This window comes from Actinomycetota bacterium, from assembly GCA_005774595.1.
Taxonomy (GTDB): domain Bacteria; phylum Actinomycetota; class Coriobacteriia; order Anaerosomatales; family D1FN1-002; genus D1FN1-002.
This window is the reverse complement of sequence record VAUM01000156.1, coordinates 1-3,495: the sequence shown is the minus strand read 5'-3', so window position 1 is coordinate 3,495 and position 3,495 is coordinate 1. Positions and strand designations below refer to the sequence as shown.

Annotated in this window: 3 protein-coding genes; all 3 read left to right on the top strand. The window is 75.1% G+C overall.

Features of this window, described 5'->3' with window-relative positions; genetic code table 11:
* The first annotated feature begins 2 nt into the window (after positions 1-2).
* Complete coding sequence (locus tag FDZ70_06890; protein ID TLM75605.1) at positions 3-929, top strand: ADP-ribosylglycohydrolase family protein; 927 nt, start codon at positions 3-5, stop codon at positions 927-929.
* 147 nt (positions 930-1,076) lie between these two features.
* On the top strand, positions 1,077-2,597 hold the full coding sequence (locus FDZ70_06885; GenBank protein TLM75603.1) for a cell wall-binding repeat-containing protein: 1,521 nt from the start codon (positions 1,077-1,079) through the stop codon (positions 2,595-2,597).
* Between the two features lie 47 nt (positions 2,598-2,644).
* Positions 2,645-3,495: 23S rRNA (guanine(2445)-N(2))/(guanine(2069)-N(7))-methyltransferase (locus FDZ70_06880; GenBank protein ID TLM75602.1), on the top strand; the 851-nt coding region annotated here is incomplete at its 3' end.

Here is a 3,495-nt window from a genome sequence, read left to right as displayed (position 1 = left end):
TCCTGGAGCGGTTCGAGGGTTGCCTCGTCGGCGGCGCTGTCGGCGACGCGCTCGGCGCGCCGGTCGAGTTCACGCGGCTCGAGTTCGCGCAGGTCAGTGGGCTGCAGCCGTGGGGCGGGCATCCGGCCGGCTCGTTCACCGACGACACCCAGATGACGATCGCCACCGCCGAGGGCCTGTTGCGCGCGCACCGCGCCGGGGCGGACCCCGCCGACGGCGTGTGGGAGCGCTACCTCAGGTGGTACGCGCGCCAGTCCGAGCCCGGCTACGCGCGCGCTCCCGACTCGACCTGCCTCGCTGCGCTCGAAGGCGGCGGCTTCGCGCGGGCGGCGCGCAACGACTCGAAGGGCTGCGGCGGCGTCATGCGCATCGCGCCCGTGGGACTGGCGCACTACGGCGACCCCCCGGTCGCCTTCGACCTGGGCTGCCGCATCGCGGGGCTGACGCACGGGCACCCCACCGGCCGACTCGCGGCGGGCTGCCTCGCCGAGATCGTCGCGCGCGTGACGGGCGGCTCCGCGCTGGACGAGGCCATCGCCAAGACCCGCGTGCGGCTGACCGTCGAGTGCGAGGGCGCCGAGACACTCGCCGCGCTGGACCGCGCGGTCGGGATGGCCGAGGTGGGCGCCGAGCCGGCCGAGGTCGCGATCGCGGTGGCGGCGGACCCGGTGAAGGGCGCGGGCTGGGTGGCCGAGGAGTGCCTCGCGGTCGCGGTCGCCGCTGCGCTCGCGCACCCGGACGACTACCGCGCGGGCGTTCTCGCGGCGGTCAACATCGACGGCGACCGGGACTCGACCGGCGCGGTGGCGGGCGGCCTGCTCGGAGCGATGCTCGGGCTGGGCGCGGTGCCGGCCGAGTGGGACGCGGCGGTCGAGGACCGCGACCGGCTGCTCGCGCTCGCGCGGGAGCTGCACGTCTCGTTCGGGTAGGCGTGCGCGGGGCGGCCCTCGGCGGCGCATCCGCGGCCCGTCCGTGAAGGTGCCCGCCGTCACACAGCGAGGCGGCCCGACCTGCCGACATGGTAGAATGGCTGCGCTTTCCACGAACGTCGCAGCCGTGTCACCTCGCGGAACCGTTTGGAAGGCGGCCCCCGGACCGTGAAGCCGCGCCGACACCGTGTCGCAGTCTGTGCGCTCGCGCTCATCGCGCTCGCAGCGCTGCTCGGCGCGCCGGGGAACGCCTCGGCGATCACCCGCGACGCCGTGCTCGACCGCGGCAAGGTCTGGGTCGATCGCTTCGTGCCGTACAGTAACTCGGGCTGGGCGAACGAGGCCGGCGACATCGTCGCCAACTCGAGCCTCGGCTGGCGGCGGGACTGCTCCGGCTTCGCGTCGTACTGCCTGAACCTGCGCTACGCCAACGGCACGCCGCTGTCGTACCACTCCGGCACCATCGACGCGGTGCTCACGCCCATCACCAAGGAGCAGCTGCGCCCCGGCGACATCATCAACCGCCCGAACGACGCCGGCTACGCGTACGGTCACTCGATCGTCTTCGTGAACTGGGCGAACGAGGAGCATACCGAGTACTGGTCCTACGAGCAGTCGAGCAGCCGCGGCGGCACGTGCACGCGGCTCGTGGTCTATCCGTTCTGGGGTGAGCCGGGCTTCGCGCCGTATCGCTACAACCGCATCGAGGAGGACTACGAGCCGTGGTGCGAGCCGATCGAGGGCGCGAACCGCTACGAGACGGCCGTGGCTGCGTCGCGCGCCTCGTTCCCCGAGACGGGCTCGGCGGACACCGCGATCGTGTGCTCCGGGCTGACCTGGCCGGACGCGCTCGGCGGGGCGGGGCTCGCGGGCGCCGTGGACGGCCCCGTGCTGCTCACGGACCCGCGTGAGCTGCCCGGATGCGTTGCCGAGGAGCTCGCGCGGCTCGGCGTGACGCGCGCCGTGATCGTGGGTGGCGAGCGCGCGGTGTCGTCCCGGGTGGCTTCCGCGCTCGCCGAGGCGGGCGTGGCGCAGGTGGACCGGATCGGCGGCGCCGACCGGTACGAGACCGCGGCGCGGGTAGCAGAGGCGGCTGCGTTCGAGCTGATGGCGCGGGGTGAGTCGTCCGACGGGACCGCGTACCTCGCGAGCGGCGAGAACTTCCCCGATGCGCTCGCCGCGTCGCCGGCGGCGCGCTTCTTCGGCCGTCCGGTGCTGCTCACACGCGCGTCGGCGCTGCCGAGCGCGACCGCTGACGCCCTCGAGTCGCTCAGCACGACCCGCGTGCTCGTGCTCGGCGCCGCGGGCGCTGTGAGCTCACACGTGGCGTCGGCGGCGGGCGAGGGGCGCGTCATGGGACGGCTCGCCGGGCTGGATCGGTACGCGACCTCGATCATCGTCGCGCGGCACGCCACGGCGGAGGGCATGTCGTGGGCAGGGCTCGGCGTGGCCGCGGGCGGGTCGTACTGCGACGCGCTCGCGGGCGGCTCGGCGCAGGGGAAGATCGGCTCGCCGCTGCTGCTCACGCCCGGCACCGCTCTGGCGGGCGTGACCGCTCGCGAGATCACCGCGCACGCCGAGGAGATCGGGCGGGCGCACTGCTACGGCGGCCCGAAGACGCTGACGACCGGGGTGCGGCTGGGCATCGCGACGTGCCTCGGGATGTAGCGCGCGGGTGCGCGTCACGGTCCGGCCCGGCGTGCTAGCGTGAGCGCATGAGCTCCCGGATGCCGCTGACCCTGTTCGCCACGTGCCCGAAGGGCGCCGAGTCGGCGCTCGCCGCGGAGCTTCGCGCGCTGGGTGCCGGCGCGGTGCGCGAGCGGGCCGCGGGCGTGTCGTTCGCCGGCACGCTCGAGGTCGCGTATCGAGTGCTGGTGTGGTCTCGCGTGGCCGGCCGGCTGCTGCTCGAGGTGGCCGCGCCGGCGGTCGACGGCGTGGACGCGCTCTACGAGGCCGTCCGCGCGCTGCCTTGGGAGGACCACTTGCGCGCCGACGGCACGCTCGCGGTCGACTTCCACGGCTCGCTGCCGGGCGTGCGCAACACGATGTTCGGCGCGGTGCGCGTGAAGGATGCGATCGCGGACCGGTTCCGCGAGCGCGCAGGTGTGCGACCGAGCGTGGATGTGCGCGCTCCCGACGTGCGCGTGAACGTGACCGCCAAGCCGGGCCGCGCCACCATCGCGCTCGACCTGGCCGGCGAGGCGCTCCACCGGCGCGGCTACCGCGAGGAGGGTATCCAGGCCGAGGCGCCTCTGAAGGAGAACCTCGCCGCGGCATGTGTGCTCCTCGCCGGGTGGGAGCGGATCGCGCGGGAGGGCGGCGCGTTCTGCGACCCGATGTGCGGTTCGGGCACGCTGTGCGTCGAGGCCGCGCTGGTCGCGGGCGACGTGGCGCCGGGTCTGCTGCGCGGCTCGCTCGGCTGTGAGCGCTGGCTCGGGCACGACGCCGCGCTCGCGGCCGCGTTGCTGGCGGAGGGGGCCGCCCGCCGGGAGGCGGGCGCCGCGCGCATCCCCGCGGTCGTCGGCTCCGACGCCGATCCGCGCGCGGTCTCGATCGCGGGGGGATG